Source organism: Nocardia pseudovaccinii, from assembly GCF_050942345.1.
Lineage (GTDB): Bacteria > Actinomycetota > Actinomycetes > Mycobacteriales > Mycobacteriaceae > Nocardia > Nocardia pseudovaccinii.
Genome location: NZ_CP192074.1, coordinates 5,566,157 through 5,581,715, shown reverse-complemented (window position 1 = coordinate 5,581,715; position 15,559 = coordinate 5,566,157). Strand labels below are relative to the sequence as shown.

General features: G+C 65.9%; 9 protein-coding genes. 6 read left to right on the top strand and 3 right to left on the bottom strand.

From position 1 onward, the window contains the following. Window positions 1-22 precede the first annotated feature (22 nt). From ACQPZ2_RS25075 to ACQPZ2_RS25065, 3 genes are all read right to left on the bottom strand, one after another. On the bottom strand, window positions 23-1,216 hold the full coding sequence (locus ACQPZ2_RS25075) for an XRE family transcriptional regulator (protein WP_433520684.1): 1,194 nt from the start codon (window positions 1,214-1,216) through the stop codon (window positions 23-25). Between the two features lie 477 nt (window positions 1,217-1,693). After that, a complete protein-coding gene (locus ACQPZ2_RS25070; protein ID WP_433520683.1) occupies window positions 1,694-4,300 on the bottom strand; it encodes an AMP-binding protein in 2,607 nt (868 codons plus the stop codon). A gap of 99 nt (window positions 4,301-4,399) precedes the next feature. Continuing rightward, the gene (locus tag ACQPZ2_RS25065; RefSeq protein ID WP_387293241.1) at window positions 4,400-5,302 is read right to left on the bottom strand and encodes a PAC2 family protein; all 903 of its coding nucleotides are present in this window, start codon (window positions 5,300-5,302) and stop codon (window positions 4,400-4,402) included. A 136-nt stretch (window positions 5,303-5,438) separates the two neighbouring features. Here ACQPZ2_RS25065 and metH point away from each other — a divergent pair, with 136 nt between their 5' ends. The 6 genes from metH to ACQPZ2_RS25035 all read left to right on the top strand — a co-directional run bounded on the left by metH (window position 5,439) and on the right by ACQPZ2_RS25035 (window position 15,525). Further along, entirely contained in the window at window positions 5,439-9,035 is a 3,597-nt protein-coding gene (gene metH / locus ACQPZ2_RS25060; RefSeq protein WP_433520682.1) for a methionine synthase, read from the top strand. A gap of 382 nt (window positions 9,036-9,417) precedes the next feature. Next, window positions 9,418-11,112: a serine/threonine-protein kinase gene (locus ACQPZ2_RS25055; protein ID WP_433520681.1), complete on the top strand. Its 1,695-nt coding sequence runs from the start codon at window positions 9,418-9,420 to the stop codon at window positions 11,110-11,112. An 18-nt stretch (window positions 11,113-11,130) separates the two neighbouring features. After that, window positions 11,131-11,802, top strand: coding sequence for an HAD family hydrolase (locus tag ACQPZ2_RS25050; RefSeq protein WP_433520680.1), 672 nt, complete (start codon window positions 11,131-11,133; stop codon window positions 11,800-11,802). Window positions 11,803-12,003: 201 nt separating this feature from the next. Continuing rightward, window positions 12,004-12,867: a HalD/BesD family halogenase gene (locus tag ACQPZ2_RS25045; RefSeq protein WP_433520679.1), complete on the top strand. Its 864-nt coding sequence runs from the start codon at window positions 12,004-12,006 to the stop codon at window positions 12,865-12,867. Window positions 12,868-12,877: 10 nt separating this feature from the next. Next, complete coding sequence (locus ACQPZ2_RS25040) at window positions 12,878-13,717, top strand: class I SAM-dependent methyltransferase (protein WP_433520678.1); 840 nt, start codon at window positions 12,878-12,880, stop codon at window positions 13,715-13,717. Continuing rightward, the gene (locus ACQPZ2_RS25035) at window positions 13,714-15,525 is read left to right on the top strand and encodes a choline/carnitine O-acyltransferase (protein WP_433520677.1); all 1,812 of its coding nucleotides are present in this window, start codon (window positions 13,714-13,716) and stop codon (window positions 15,523-15,525) included. The genes ACQPZ2_RS25040 and ACQPZ2_RS25035 overlap by 4 nt, the downstream gene beginning before the upstream one ends. Window positions 15,526-15,559 lie beyond the last annotated feature (34 nt).

Here is a 15,559-nt window from a genome sequence, read left to right as displayed (position 1 = left end):
AGTCAAACGTACGCCGAAATGATCACTCGCAGGACAAGGTCCGCAACTGATCCAGATACACCCGGGTGCGCGGATCGCCCGGATAGCGCTCGATGATTTCGCGCGCGGCCTCACCCGCGATCCACATCAGCGATGGCAGTGACCGGCGCTTGCCCGCGAAGGCCCGCATGCCCTCGTCCAGCGCGAGCTCCAGATCGCGGTTGCGGACCGCGACCACCGCGAGGGTCAGATGTGCCTCGGACACCCGCATCGGATTGCGTATCGTGCCGTCGGCGCGGGTCGAGTGGCGGATGACCTCGCGCGCATAGGATTCCGCGAGCGGATCCTCACCCGCGACCCGGCAGCAGTCCATGGCGTAGAAGTCGAACTTCTGCGGATCGACCACGAAATGGTTGTCCAGATTGGTCGGATGGTCGAGTCGCTCGAGAATAGCTCGGCCCCGGTTCAGTGATGCCTCCACCTCGCGCCGATCACCCAGACGGGCCCAGGCCTTCGCGCGTTGTGCGCATAACTGGACACCGGCGCCGAGTTTGCCGCTGGTTGTCAAGGCCGGGTCGACCGCCTCGATCGCACCCCGATAGTTGCCCTGGGTCAGCGCGAACCAGGCCGCCATTTCCGCACTCCAGCCGGTGATCTCGGCATGCTCGGCTTCCTGGCCGAGCGAATAGGCCGCACGGCGAGTGGCTTCCGCGGTGGTGCGCCGACCGAGGTCGTAGTCCACGCAACCCACAAGCAGAGCAACCCAACCGGCCAGTACGAGAATTTCGCGATGCTGTGCCAGGGTCAGTCGGCCGTCCAGCAGCGAGGTGATGCGGCGCAACCAGGATGTGCCCTCGGTATGCAGATCGTGCGGATCGGCGAATGGATATTCGCAGCACAGCCGCTCCGCGGTGATGCGGATGGCATCGAGTGTGGCCGTGGAGACGTCCGACATCCGTAGCCTGCCAATGAATTCGAGGGTGTCCATCCCGGTTGCCGAGAGCAGCTCATCATCGCGATTGGGACGATTTTTCGGGAAGAACGCGGCCGTCACCGTATCGAACGCGGCCGCGATGATAGGGGCATAGAAGTCGTCCGGACGCGATTCGCCCGACTCCCAGCGTCGCCAATTACGCAGCAGGGTACTGTCCGTCGGCAGGTTGTGCGAAGACTTCGCGCGCATCACACGGACGGCGTCGGCTTGTGACCACCCCCGCGCGTCACGTTCGGAGCGCATTCGGACAGCCCAGACGGGTCGATCGTCTCCAGCGGCCACATCTGTAGTATCGCACCAGTTAACGCTCAGTGGCCCGGATAGGGCATACAGATGTCACTGGGTTGACACCTGCAGTCGCAGTTTTGCGTCCTACATGATGGATATGGGCGCGGAAGATTTGCCACGCTTCAAATGTAAGGACATCTGCTCTTGCAAGTGCGCAATGCCCCTCGGCGACGGGGGTGATCCACATAAGAGAACAGCGAGATCCCCAATCCAACGGAGGTTCGGGTGGAAGCGTTGATCTATGGATACTTGCGTGACGATCTGGCCGATGGCCACAGTGCGGAGCTCGAGGATGCGATGAGCAGCCTCGCTCGCGAGGAAGGGCTCTGCTTCGCCGCGACATTCCATGAATCCACTTCCGGTGACGGCACGGCATTCGCCGAGTTGACCCAGGAGCTGAAGCGGGCGGACGCGCATCATGTGGTGGTGCCGTCACTCGATCACTTTGCCGGCCAGACGATTCCGCGAGACATTCTGCTCGCGAAGCTGGCCCAGGATGCGGCGGCGCAGGTGTGGACCATCGAGAGCTGCGCGCTTCGAGACGAGGCTCTTGGCGAAGAAGCTGTGCACCAGGACTGACCTGCGTCGCAGGTTCGCCACCAGCCAGGTCGCGACCGCACCGGCCGCGAGGGATGCGAGCAGCGCCGCGACATGGTGTTGCCCGAATGGCGGATAGACCTGCCAGTGCAGCAGATAGACGAACAACGAGCTGTCGGCCAGCAGCGCCGCGACACCCGCCACCAGGGCGGGCACGCGGACCGCGGGCAGCCAGATCAACAACAGCAGCCCGGACATCACCAGCCGCTCCCGATCGGCAATGCCGAAGTAGCCGTGCACCGAGATCAGCAGTACGGCGCTCACGAGCAGCCGCTGCCAGATCGCCGTAGCCTTCGCGGCCGCCCAGCCGAGAGCGAAGAACCAGCAGGCCAGGGGCGAGAACGGCACATCCTTGGGCGGGTAGAGCCCGAACGACCAGAGCCGGAACACCATGGTGAGGCCGACCAGCCCCATGGCGAAGCAGAACGGTTCGCGCCGCTGCACGGCATCGATGAAAGGCACCCGCACCAACAGCGCGGACACGACCATGAACAGCACGAGCACCTCGATGAACCACAGGTGCCCCGCGGTGTCACTGTCGCGCGGTCCGAGAATCTTGTTGAGCAGCAACACGTTCTGCCAGCTGTAATAGTCGGTGAACAGCAGTGTGAGCGCCACCCAGGCGGTGGTCGGAATCGCGATGAGCGCCACTGTGTGCAGCGCGTGCCGCAGCCGTTCGGCGCGCGGGGACATGGTGACCGCGAAGCGGGCGAAGTTGAATCCGGCGACACCGAGCAAGATATGTGCCGCGCCCCAGTGCACGAATATGCCGATATGTGCGCTGGCGATCAGCACGATTCCGGCGGCGCGCAACAAGGTCGGGGTGTCCACCGTGCGACCGAATGTCCGGTGGCCGTCCGGAACTCGCTCGAGTTCGGCGACGGTCAGGTCCGGCCAGTTCGCGGGCAGTCGCCCGAGTGCGCGCTCGAGGCGGGTCGAGGTGGTGATGTAGGTCAGCGAATTGCCGCCGAGATCGACGAAGGTGCTGTCGGGCCGGACCCGGGCCGGATCGATGCCGAGGGCGATGGCGTAGAGCGCGCGGATATCGCGCGGCGGCAGTTCGGGTTCGGGTGCGGAGAGTCGGCGGATCGCCGGATAGTCGGGCTTGCCATTGGGCAGGCGCGGTATTTCCTCGACCGCGCAGGCGCGGATCGCAGCGGCCGGTAGACCGGACAGTTCGGCGGCGGTCGCGGCAAGCGAGTGCGCGGGAGATTCGGCGGCGACGACCAACCGGTCGTCATCATCGGTGCAGCACGCGGTGAAACCGGCTGCGGCCAAACCGGATTCGAGCCGTTGCAGATCGATGCGCAGGCCGAAGATCTTGGCGAACCGGCTGCGCCTGCCGACCACCTGGTACAGGCCCTCGGGTGTGCACCGGGCCAGATCGCCGGTGCGCAGCGATTCGACCGCGCGGCCGAGGGCGAGATCGCGTGGGCCGTCGGCATAACCGAGCATCACGTTGGGCCCGTGATAGACCAGCTCCTTGTCATCGGTATCCGGCACCGGCTCCAGGGTGAATCGGCCGCCGGGAATCGGCTTGCCGATGCAGTTCGGATGTTCGGCGGCCAGTTCCGGTGGCAGATAGGCCATTCGCGCGGTCGCCTCGGTCTGGCCGTACATGACGACGAAGTCCCAGCCCGCCCGCTTGCCGAGCCGGGAGTAGTCGCGGACCCGCTCGGGTGCCAGGCGGCCGCCCGCCTGGGTGAGGTAGCGCAGGCTCGGCAGTGTCATCTCGGCGAAGCCGACGCGTTCGAGCAGATCGATCGTGTACGGCACCGCCGCGAAAGATGTTGCGCCGTAGCGACGGAACTGGACCCAGAATTCGTCGTCGAGGACCGATCGGTCGGTGAGCAGCAGGCTCGCGCCGCGCAGCAGATGGCTGTGTACCACCGACAGTCCGTAGCAATAGAACATCGGCAGGGTCGTCGCGGCGCGATCATCGGCATCGATGGCCAGATATTCGGCAATGGCTTCCGCATTCGACACCAGGTTGGCCGCGGACAATCGCACCAGCTTCGGTGAACCCGTCGAGCCGGAAGTGCTCAGCAGCAGCGCCAACTCCGGATGCAGGCGATGTGCGGAGCGGGCCCGCCGGATATCGGGCGGGCCCGCATCGATCACGACATCGGGATCGTAGGTATCCAGCAATTCGCTGGTGACCTCCGCGGTGAGCAGCACGACACAGCCCGCGCTCAGCGCGCCGAGATACGCGACGAGCGAGTCGATATCGTTGCGTGCTGCGAGCGCAACGAGGCGCCGGGTCGCTCCGAGCTGCCGCGCGTACTCCTCGACACGTGCCGCCAGCTGCGCATAGGTGATCCGCTCCAAACCATCCGGCACCGATTCCGCTGCTGTGACGGCCGCCGAGGGAGATCGAGAGCAGAGGACGGCGATCCGGTCGTCGAAACTGCGAAGGTGCGCGACGATCCGGTGAATAGTCACCCGGGAAGTCTAGATGGCAAGCCTTTCCATACCTACGCGTGGCCCCATGGCGAACTTTCGGTGAATTATCCGAACCCGGACCGCAACGGCGTGAACCGATTACAGCCCGAAGCTGCCCGGACCCCGCCTGCGCAGGTACTTTTCGAATTCGGCCGCGATCGCGTCGCCATCTATTTTGGCCATCGCGTCGTTGAGATCGACGGCCGCGTCGCCGCGTTCCTCGAGCGAGCGCACGTACTCGCTGATCTCGTCGTCGCCGACGGTCATCTCGTTGACGGCGGTCTCCCAGTCCTCGGCCTGTTTGGGCAGCTCGCCGAGCGGCACCTCGATATCGAGCACATCCTCGACGCGGTGCAGCAGCGCGATGGTCGCCTTCGGATTGGGCGGCTGCGAGACGTAATGGGGCACGGCCGCCCAGAACGAGACGGCGGGCACGCCCGCCTTCACGCACTGATCCTGCAGCACGCCGGTGATACCGGTCGGTCCCTCGTAGCGGGTCTGCTCCAGGCTGAACCGCTCGGCGGCTTCCTTGCTATAGGCCGATCCGGTGACCGGTACCGGGCGAGTGTGCGGGGTGTCGGCGAGCAGTGCGCCGAGTATGACGACGGTCTGCACGCCGAGTTGTTCGATGAACTCGAGCAGATCCGCGCAGAAGCTGCGCCAGCGCATATTGGGTTCGATACCGCGCAGCAGAACCACATCGCGATCGCTGCCGGGCGGCGAGCAGACCGAGAGCATGGTGGAGGGCCACTGGATTTCCCTGGTCACACCGTCGACCTGACGTACCGTCGGCCGATTGACCTGGTAGTCGTAATAGTCCTCGGAGTCGAGTTCGGCCAGCGGCTCGGCATCCCAGATCAGTTCCAGATGCTCGACGGCACCACTTGCCGCATCACCCGCATCGTTCCAGCCTTCGAAGGCGGCGACCAGCACAGGTTCCCGCAATGTCGGCAGTTCCGGCTCGGGTGACACCGGAGATTCACTGGAGTTCACCCCGGTCAGCCTACGGCGTGTGAGCACGCGGTGTTGAATTTGCACAGTCGGCGCGGCACCGTCGGTTCATCTGTCTGGGCAGGTGTGGCGCCCGACACCGGTACGGTGGTTCGGCATGTCGTAGCGGCCCACTACGCTTGATCACATGTCTGAGTCCAGCCCAGTCGCCTTCGATACCACCCTTCTCGACACGCTCCGGCGGCGTGTCGTGATCGGCGACGGTGCGATGGGCACGATGTTGCAGGCGGCCGAACTGACCCTGGACGACTTCCGTGGTCTGGAGGGCTGCAACGAAATCCTCAACGACACCCGCCCCGATGTCCTGCGCAATATCCATCGCGCGTACTTCGAGGCCGGTGCGGACGCGGTCGAGACCAATACCTTCGGCTGTAATCTGCCGAACCTCGCCGACTACGACATCGCCGACCGGATTCGCGATCTGTCCGAGCGCGGCACCCGCCTGGCCCGTGAGGTCGCCGACGAGATGGGCCCGAGCGCGGATGGCACCCCGCGGTACGTGCTGGGTTCGATGGGACCGGGCACCAAGCTGCCGACACTGGGTCATGCCCCCTTTACCGCGCTGCGCAACGCTTACACCGAGGCGGCGCTCGGCATGCTCGAGGCCGGCGCGGACGCCATCCTGATCGAGACCTGCCAGGACCTTTTGCAGGTCAAAGCCGCGGTGACCGGAAGTCAGCGCGCGATGGTCCAGCTGGGGCGGCGCATTCCGATCATCACCCACGTCACGGTGGAGACCACCGGCACCATGCTGGTCGGCAGTGAGATCGGCGCGGCGCTCACCGCGCTGGAGCCGCTCGGTATCGACATGATCGGCTTGAACTGCGCCACCGGCCCGGCCGAGATGAGCGAGCACCTGCGCCATCTGTCCCGGCACGCGACGGTTCCGGTGTCGGTCATGCCGAATGCCGGTCTGCCGGTGCTCGGCGCGAACGGCGCGGAGTACCCGCTGACCCCCGAAGAGCTGGCAATCGCGTTGCGCGGCTTCGTATCCGAATTCGGGCTCGCCCTGGTCGGCGGCTGCTGCGGTACGACTCCGGAACATATTCGTCAGGTCACCGCGGCGGTGCGCGAGGTGGAACCGACGCTGCCGCCGCTGGAGGCGCGCCGTGAACCGGTGCACGAGCCGAGCGTATCGAGCATGTACACCGCGGTGCCGTTCGAACAGGATGCCTCCGTCCTGATGATCGGCGAGCGCACGAATGCCAACGGCTCCAAGGCATTCCGCGAGGCCATGCTGGCCGAGGACTGGCAGAAATGCCTCGATATCGCCAAGGATCAGACCCGCGACGGCGCGCATATGCTCGACCTGTGCGTCGACTACGTCGGACGCGACGGCACCACGGATATGTCGGCGCTGGCGTCGCGACTGGCGACCGCGTCGACCCTGCCGATCATGCTCGACTCCACCGAAACCCCGGTCCTGCAGGCCGGTTTGGAACATCTCGGTGGTCGCTGTGCCGTCAACTCGGTGAACTACGAGGACGGTGACGGTCCCGAATCCCGGTTCCAGCAGACGATGAAGCTGGTCGCCGAACACGGCGCCGCGGTGGTCGCGCTGACCATCGACGAGGAGGGTCAGGCCCGCACCGCCGAGAAGAAGGTGGAGATCGCCGAGCGGCTCATTGCCGATATCACCGGCAACTGGGGTCTGCGCGAAAGCGACATCATCATCGACACGCTGACCTTCACCCTGGGCACCGGCCAGGAGGAGTCGCGGCGCGACGGTGTCGAAACCATCGAGGCCATCCGGCTGCTCAAGCAGAAGCATCCCGAGGTGCAGACCACCCTCGGTCTGTCGAATATCTCCTTCGGCCTCAATCCGGCCGCGCGCCAGGTGCTGAATTCGGTCTTCATGCACGAATGCGTCCAGGCCGGACTGGATTCCGCGATTGTGCACGCCTCCAAGATCCTGCCGATCGCCCGCATTCCGGAGGAACAGCGCGAGACCGCACTGGACCTGGTCTACGACCGCCGTCGTGACGGTTACGATCCGCTGCAGAAGCTCATGTTGCTGTTCGAGGGTGTGTCGGCCTCGTCGTCGCGGGCCTCGCGCGCGGAGGAGCTGGCGGCGCTGCCGCTGTTCGAGCGGCTCGAACGCCGGATCGTCGACGGCGAGAAGGCCGGGATGGAGGCCGATCTCGATGCCGCCATGACCGAGGTGCCGCCGCTGCAGATCATCAATGAAACGCTGCTGTCGGGCATGAAGACGGTTGGTGAGCTGTTCGGCTCCGGCCAGATGCAGCTGCCGTTCGTGCTGCAATCGGCCGAGGTGATGAAGGCAGCGGTCGCCTACCTCGAGCCGCATATGGAAGCCACCGACGACAGCGGTAAGGGTCGCATCGTGCTGGCCACGGTCAAGGGCGATGTGCACGATATCGGCAAGAATCTCGTCGACATCATCCTGTCCAATAACGGCTACGAGGTCGTCAACCTCGGCATCAAGCAGCCGATCGCGACCATTCTCGACGCCGCCGTCGACAAGAAGGCCGATGTGATCGGCATGTCCGGTCTGCTGGTGAAGTCGACCGTGGTGATGAAGGAGAATCTGCAGGAGCTCAACACCAAGGGCGTCGCCGACCAGTTCCCCGTGCTGCTCGGCGGTGCGGCGCTGACCCGCGCCTACGTCGAGAACGATCTCACCGAGGTCTACCACGGCGATGTGCACTACGCCCGCGACGCCTTCGAAGGCCTGCGGCTGATGGACGACATCATGACCCGCAAGCGCGGCGGTGGCATCGATCCGGACAGCCCGGCGGCGATCGCGGAACGCGAGAAGGCGGCCGAGCGCAAGGCGCGGCACGAGCGTTCCAAACGGATCGCCGAACAGCGCAAGGCGGCCGAGGTGCCGATCGAGGTGCCCGCGCGCTCCGATGTGGCCGCGGATCTGCCGGTCGCGGTGCCGCCGTTCTGGGGCACCCGCGTGGTGAAAGGCGTTTCGCTGCACGAGTATTCGGGACTGCTCGATGAGCGCGCGCTATTCCTCGGTCAGTGGGGTCTGCGCGGTCAGCGCGGCGGTGAGGGCCCGAGCTACGAGGAGTTGGTGGAGACCGAGGGTCGGCCGCGCCTGCGGTACTGGCTGGACCGGCTGTCCACCGAAGGCGTACTGCAACATGCGGCCCTGGTCTACGGGTACTTCCCCGCGGTCTCCGAGGGCGATGACGTCATCGTGCTGGCCGAGCCGAATCCCGATGCGCCGCAACGCTACCGGTTCACCTTCCCGCGCCAGCAGCGCGACCGGTTCCTGTGCATAGCCGACTTCATCCGCTCGCGCGAACGCGCCCGCGAAACCGGTCAGGTCGATGTGCTGCCGTTCCAATTGGTCACCATGGGGCAGCCGATCGCCGACTTCGCCAACGAACTGTTCGCGGCGGACAACTACCGCGACTACCTCGAGGTGCACGGCATCGGCGTCCAGCTCACCGAGGCGCTCGCCGAATACTGGCACCGCCGGGTCCGCGAAGAGCTGGTGCTGGAAGGGCATTCGATCGCCGACTCCGACCCCTCGGATGTGCAGGAGTACTTCAAACTCGGCTACCGCGGCGCCCGCTACTCCTTCGGTTACGGCGCCTGCCCAGAACTGGAGGACCGGGCGAAATTGGTCGACCTGCTCGCGGCCGACCGCATCGGCGTCGTCCTGTCGGAGGAGTTGCAGCTGCATCCGGAACAGTCGACCGATGCGTTCGTATTGCTGCATCCGGAGGCCAAGTACTTCAACGCGTAAGCGCCGACCAGTCTGTTTCCGGGCGGGATCGGTTATCCGATCGGTCCGGTCGTTGTGATTCTCGCCCCATCGGAATCGGTTCGATCGGTGCGTTTCCGGTGCGGTGACGGCCTTGATTACCTCGTGATATGTGGGATCGAATGCCGACGCGGACGACACGAGGGGTTGCGACGCGCGGGCGTATCCGATCGGCCACGCGCCTCTGACCTGGGGTATCGCCTCCTCGTTCGCGCGTCGGTGGATGGATGTCGGTCGGGTGTGACAAAGTCGGAACTGTTGCAACTGCATCCGGGGCAGTCGGCGGATGTGAACGTCCTGCGGCAATTCGGGTGCAAAGGACTTCAGCGCGTAGCATTTTCGAAGATTTCCGCTTACGCGCGGAGTGCGGAATTGGCTCGGCGGCAAGCAGGAGGGGCACAACACCATGACGGCGGACCGGTTGATCGCTGGACGGTATCGGCTGACGGATCCGATCGGCACCGGTGCCATGGGCGTGGTGTGGCGGGCCACCGACGTGCGGCTGCGCCGCACTGTCGCCGTGAAGCAGTTGCTGCTCGCGCCCGGTCTGTCCCGCTCCCAGGCCCTGGAGGCCAAGCTGCGGGCCATGCGGGAGGGCCGCATCGCCGCGCGACTACACCATCCCAACGCGATCACCGTCTTCGATGTCGCCGAGGAGGACGGCCAGCCGTGGCTGGTCATGGAGTACATGAACGCGCCGAGCCTGGCCGTGAAACTGGCGGGCAACCGGACCCTCGCACCGACGGAGGTGGCCCGCATCGGGGCCCAGGCCGCGGGCGCGCTGGCTGCCGCACACGATGCCGGGATCATGCACCGGGATGTGAAACCGGCGAATCTGCTCGTCGGTGACGACGGCACGGTGAAGATCACCGATTTCGGCATCTCCCGCGCCGTCGGCGACGTGACGGTCACCGCGACCGGATTCCTCGCGGGCACCCCCGCCTACCTCGCGCCGGAGGTGGCGCGCGGTGAGAATCCGGAACCGGCTTCGGATGTCTTCGCGCTCGGCTCCACGCTGTATGCGGCGGTCGAGGGCAGTCCGCCGTTCGGTGAGGGTGATAACGCCCTCGCGGTCCTGCACGCCGCGGCGCGGGCGCAGATTCCGCCGCCGCGGCACGCCGGGGAACTCGGGCCGGTGCTGATGCGGCTACTGGCCGCATCGATCGACGGTCGCCCGAATATGCGCGAAGCCAAGGAGGCGCTGGAAGCCGTCGCGGCGGGCCGGACTCCGGCACTGGTGACCACCCCGACGGTGACCAAGGTGCTGCCCGCGCCCGGCGCGGATGCGACCACCGTTCTGAACAAGTCGGGTGACACGGAAGACGCTACGCAGGTCGTCGCGCTCGGGGCACCGGCTGTCACCGTCCCGCCGCCGCCCGCACCGCCGAAGTCCGGCAGCACCCTGCCCGGCGGTGGTGGCGACGGTGAGCAGAGTCGTGGCCGGCTGATCGCGGTGGCCGCGGCTGCCGCGGTCGCGGTGCTGGTGCTGGTCGCGGTCATCGTGTCGTCACTGAACAACGACGACAAGGGCGGTACGGCGGGCGGCTCGACGACGCCGACTCCCGCGACCAGCAGTTCGGCGACCGGACCGGAGTCACCGATCGCGATCCAACCGGGTCAGCCCGAGCCACAGGCGCCGACGACCACGGCGGCGCCGACCACCCAGCCGAGCACCACGGTGACGCCGACCCCGTCGGCCAAGCCGTCGACTACCGCACCACCGACGACCGTCACCACCACCCCGTTCGGTCCGGCCACCCCGGATCGGATCTCGCAATTCGTCTACGGCTACTACGGAATGCTGCCGGGCAATGTGCAGGGCGGGTGGTCTGAGCTGACGCCGTCGTACCAGGCCCAGACCGGTGGCTTCGGCTCCTACTCACAGTTCTGGTCCACCATTCGTTCGGTGAGCGTGAGCGGCGTCACACCGAACGGTGAGAACCGGGCGGTCGTTTCGCTTACCTATAACCTGAAAAACGGCTCGACCTCGTCGGAGAACCGATGGATCCAGGTCGCGTCGGACAACGGGCGGCTGCTGATCGCCGCTTCGGGTGTATAGAAAAAGGAGACGAATCGGGTGACGGCGCAACTTGCCGGGGTCCTGTGGGATATGGACGGCACCCTGCTCGATTCGGAGAAGCTGTGGGATGTCGCCGTGCGCGAACTGGCACGGGCGCACGGCCACGAGATGACCGATGAACTGCGGCACGCATTGATCGGTGCGTCGGGACCGAACGCCTTGCGGCTCATTTTCGATGGTTTGGGTGTCGAGGCGACGCCCGAGGCGGTGCGGGCCGCCGGTGAATTCATCGAGCGGCGGGTGACCGAATTGATGGCGGGCCCGATCCCATGGCGGCCCGGCGCGAAGGATGCGCTCTCATTGGTCCGCACCGCGGGCCTCGCGACCGCGCTGGTCACCAATACCAAGCGGTCGCTTACGGAATTCGGATTGGATACGCTCGGCCGCGATTTCTTCGACGTCTCGGTCTGCGGTGACGAAGTCGCGCACGGCAAGCCCGAACCCGAGATCTATCTGCGCGCTGCCGAACTGCTCGGCGTGCACCCGCGAGACTGTGTGGCACTGGAGGATTCGCCGACCGGTGCCGCCGCGGCGGGTGCGGCGGGCTGTGCGGTCATCGTGATCCCGTGTGAGATACCGGTTTCGGCGACGCCGGGGCGGGTATTCCGTAATTCATTGGTGGGATTGACCCTGCAGGATCTCGAAGACGCGCTACGCGTCAGAGATTGAGCCGCGCACCCGAGCAGGGGCGCTTTCGGGACGGAACATGATCGCGAGTCCTGCCGTTTGTGAGCCGACACTCCCGACCTCGGCATAGTGAGAGTTACTGTGCCGCAACGGATGTGCGTGCAGTTGATAGGTGTGACCGTAGTCACCGGCAACTTTGTCGAATCCCGGGCGTGTCGCCGACTGCTCTACCAAAATGACGCCATGGCAGCGACGGATGTCCTGGACGAGATCGTCGATACGGCACGGTATCCGCTGGGGGATCCGACCGGCGCGGCGTGGGGAGAAGCAGTGGCGCGGGCGCGGGCGGAGCTTGCCGAAAGTGGCTGCACCGTACTGCGGGAGTTCATCCGTCCGGAGCTGATCGACACCTTGCGCGCACAGGGCGAGGCGATGGCCCCGGATGCGCACTACGAGGTCGAGCGCGTCAACGCCTACAACATTCCGCTGAACACCGAACTGCCACAAGGCCATCCGGGCCGAATCGTGCTGGAACGCGGCAACGCCTTCGTCCCGCGCGACCGCATTCCGGCCGAGGCTCTGATCCACCGGCTCTACACCAGCACCGTGTTCCAACGTTTCGTCGCGGACTGCTTCGGACTGGCCGAATTGCACGAATTCGCAGACCCTTTGGCCGGACTGTGCCTGAATGTGGTGGCGCCCGGAATGTCGCATCCCTGGCATTTCGACACCAATGAATTCACCGTCAGTATGTTGACCCAGCCCGCCGAGACCGGTGGAATCTTCGAGTACTGCCCCAATATTCGCTCACCCCACGCCGAGAACCTCGACGATGTGCGGGATGTGCTCACCGGATCCGGTGCGCAGCTGATCCGGCACCTCGATCTGCGGCCCGGGGATCTGCAACTGTTCCAGGGCCGTTTCTCGCTGCACCGGGTTTCACCGGTCGAGGGCGGCACCGCACGGCATTCGGCGATTTTCGCCTATACCGATCGGCCCGGTGTCATCGGCACCGTGGAACGTACCCGCCAATTGTTCGGGCGGGTGCTGCCCGATCACCTAGCCGCCGCGGCCGACGCCGTCCGTGGCGATCGGTTGCTCGACTGAGAGGGACGACATGCCAGTGCCGTTGCATACGACCGGAAAAGCTTCCTTCGACGATATCTACGACCGTCCCGATCCGCGCGATTACTACGCCCGGATGGCCGAATTGGATTACCGCATACCGGAACTGGCGAAGCCGCACTTCCAGCAGCAGATTCGGGAATACCGTGCCTCCGCGCGCGTGGACACCCCGACCGTGCTCGATATCGGTTGCTCCTACGGCGTCAACGCGGCCTTGCTGCGCTTCGACACCACCGTGAGCGAGCTCGCCGAACACTACGGCGGCGCCGAGGACGACGCCGACCAGGCCGCACTCATCGCCCGCGACCGGGCCCGCCTGGACTCCCGCGACCAGCTTCCCGGCGTCCGCTTCATCGGCATGGATGCCGCCCGGCCAGCGCTGGCCTATGCCCAGGAAGCCGGATTCCTGCACGACACGGTGCACGCGGATCTCGAGGCCACCGACCCGACCGAAGCGCAACGCCGTACGCTGGCGGCAGCGGATATCGTCATCTCGACCGGCTGCGTCGGATACGTCACCGAGAAGACGCTGGCGCGGGTGGCAACGGCGCACCCGCGTCGTCGGCCGTGGATGGCACACTTCGTACTACGCATGTTCAGTTTCGAACCGATCGCCGCGGAACTGGCCGCGCTCGGCTACCGCACCGAGCGAGCCCCCGGGGTGTTCGAACAACGCAAGTTCGCATCCGATAATGAACGCACCCAGGTGCTGAATGCCTTGGCCGCCAACGGAATCGACACCGCTGGCCAGGAAAGCGCAGGTTGGCTGCTCGCCAACCTGTACATCTCGCGACCGCTACCGAAACACGCCGACCCCGAGGACCCGCATTGACCGAACGCACCTTCGCCGCCGACGACCACCTGCCAAGGGTGCCCCTGCCGACGCTGGAGGAAAGCGGCGAGCGGTTGCTGCAGTGGTGTGCGCCACTGCTGACCGCCGACGAATTCGCCACCACCGAAGCCGCGGTAGCGGACCTGCTTCGCCCCGATGGTCCGGGCCGAAAGCTGCACGCGGCACTGGCCGAATACGACGCCACCCCCGGTGTCGGGAGCTGGCTGGATCTGTTCTGGCCGTCGCGCTACCTGGGCCGTCGCGATCGCATCGCATTGAATGCCAACTTCTTCTTCCTGTTCCGCGATGACACCGCACTGGCCGCCTCGACCGGCGCGTCGCAGGTGGAGCGGGCGGCCGGAATCATCATGGCCGCGGTCGATTACAAGCTGGCGCTCGATATCGAGGCGATCCCGCCGGTGACCCAGCGTGGACAGCAGCTGTCGATGTGGCAGAACAAGTACCTGTTCTCCGAGACCCGGATTCCGGGGGAGACACAGGATTCCGTGCGGGTGCCCTACAGCGACGAATGGCCCGGCCCCTCGGCTGCGAGGCATATCGTCGTGTTCTTCCACGGCAGCATGTTCCGGATGGAGGTGATCGGTCCGGACGGTGTGCCCTACTCGCTGGAGGATCTCGCCGACGGACTGCGCGCGGTGCTCAAGGCGGGGGCGCGCTCGGCCCGCACCGATACCGCCGTCAGCCATCTGACCACCAAGCCGCGGGCCGAATGGGCCGTCAGTCGACAGGGACTGCTGGCCGAACCTGCCAATGTCGCGGCCTTGGACACCATCGAGACCGCGCTGTTCGGCCTGTGCCTGGAGGATTTCACGCCGCGCGACGAACTGCATGCCTGTGATCAGCTGCTGCACGGTGACAGCGCCAACCGCTGGTTCGACAAGTCGGTATCGTTCATCGTCTTCGCCGATGGTCAGGCCGGCATCAATATCGAGCACTGCGGTCTCGACGGCACCACCATCCTGTCCTTCGTCGACACGCTGCTGCAGGCTCCGGCTGCCGAACACGCCGAACGGGCCGGGGCGCAGCCGCAGGGGTTGCCTCCGGTCGAACCGATCGAATTCGTGCTCGATCCGGCGCAGCGCGCCGATATCGCGGCGGCTGGAGCGGCGTTTTCCCGGTATGCGGCCGAGAACGCCACCGCGACAGTATCTTTCGAGTTCGGCACCACCCGCGCCAAGCAACTCGGCATCTCACCGGATGCGTTCGCACAACTGAGCTATCAGCTGGCGCACCGGCGCAGCAAGGGATTGACCGGGGCCACCTACGAATCCATTGCCACCAGGCAGTACCGCAACGGTCGCACCGAGGCCATGCGGGTGGTGACACCGGAGATGGTGGCCTTCGTCGATGCCGTGCAGGATCCGGCTGTCGCACAGGCCGACCGGCTCGCCGCAGCGCGGACCGCGGCGAGCGCGCATGTCGAACGGGCCAAGCAGTGTCAGGCGGGTGATGCGCCCGAGCAGCATCTCTGGGAACTCGAGTGGATCCAGCGGCGGCGCGGCGCCGAACTCGGCGTCACCGAACCGATCCCGCTCTACACCAGTCCCGGCTGGACGATCATGCGCGACGACTACCTGAGCACCAGTTCGGCCCCGTCGGTCAATATCCGCTACTTCGGTTTCGGCTCCACCAGCCAGAAGTGCATCGGCATCGCCTACGTCCTGCTGCCGGACCGCTGGAACATCTACCTGGCCACCCCGAAACCGGTCGCCGACCAGATGTACGCCTTCGCCGACCACCTGCGCACCGCCGCGGCGGACCTGGAGGCCCTCCTCACCGAGGCCTGACCCGCTGCACTGCGTCCCCGCCGCTCCGGCCCAC

What these genes read in the sequence shown, in the direction of transcription:
- ACQPZ2_RS25075 (WP_433520684.1), bottom strand. Translation starts at nt 1,216, where the DNA reads ATGCGCTCCGAACGTGACGCGCGGGGGTGGTCACAAGCCGACGCCGTC.
- metH (WP_433520682.1), top strand. Translation starts at nt 5,439, where the DNA reads ATGTCTGAGTCCAGCCCAGTCGCCTTCGATACCACCCTTCTCGACACG.
- ACQPZ2_RS25045 (WP_433520679.1), top strand. Translation starts at nt 12,004, where the DNA reads ATGGCAGCGACGGATGTCCTGGACGAGATCGTCGATACGGCACGGTAT.
- ACQPZ2_RS25040 (WP_433520678.1), top strand. Translation starts at nt 12,878, where the DNA reads ATGCCAGTGCCGTTGCATACGACCGGAAAAGCTTCCTTCGACGATATC.